Genomic DNA, 704 nt, shown 5'->3' with positions numbered 1-704 from the left:
CGGCGCCCCGGGCAAGAACATGCCCGACGCCGACGGGACCCCGCCGCAGTTCACGCCCGAACCCGACGCTGAGCCCGATTACGAACCCGAACCCGAGCCCGACTTCGATCCTGGACCCGACCCGTGGAACGACTTCGATCCTGGATTCGATGACGCCGAGCCGGAGCCCGAAGCAGATCCCGACCCCGAGTTCATGCTCGACTTCGATGCCGGGCCCGAGGCCGCGCCGGAGCCGGAGCCTGTCGCCGCCGAGGTCGAGCCTGCGGTTCCGGAGGTGTTGATCCGCGATCCCCGGACGCGGGCGCAGCGTAATCATGATGCGTTGGCGGCGATGTGTCGGGATCTGTTGGCCGCGCGCAGCGGTCGTACCCATAACGGGTTTCCGGTCACGATGGTGATCACCGCGACGCTGCAGGACCTGGAGAAAGCCGCCGGGTTCGGAGTGACCGCCGGTGGAACGGTGGTAGCGATGCCCGATGTCATCGCCATGGCCGCCCACGCCCAGCACTATCTGGCGATCTTCGACAAACACACCAACGAACCGCTCTACCTCGGCCGCGCCAAACGCTGCGCGTCCACGGCGCAGCGGTTGATGTTGTTCGCTGCCGAGCGGGGCTGCACCCGCCCCGGGTGCAGCGCCCCGGCCTATGAGACCCAGGTCCATCACGCGGTCGCCGACTGGGCCGATGATGGGCACACCAACA

General features: G+C 68.0%; 1 protein-coding gene. It reads left to right on the top strand.

Going from position 1 to position 704, the window contains the following annotated elements:
• The coding region (locus BHQ18_RS28840; protein WP_234794366.1) for a DUF222 domain-containing protein at positions 1-704 on the top strand (704 nt) is incomplete at both ends.

The sequence above is a fragment of the Mycolicibacterium flavescens genome (assembly GCF_001722335.1).
GTDB lineage: Bacteria > Actinomycetota > Actinomycetes > Mycobacteriales > Mycobacteriaceae > Mycobacterium > Mycobacterium flavescens.
This window is presented reverse-complemented; position numbering and strand designations above follow the sequence as displayed.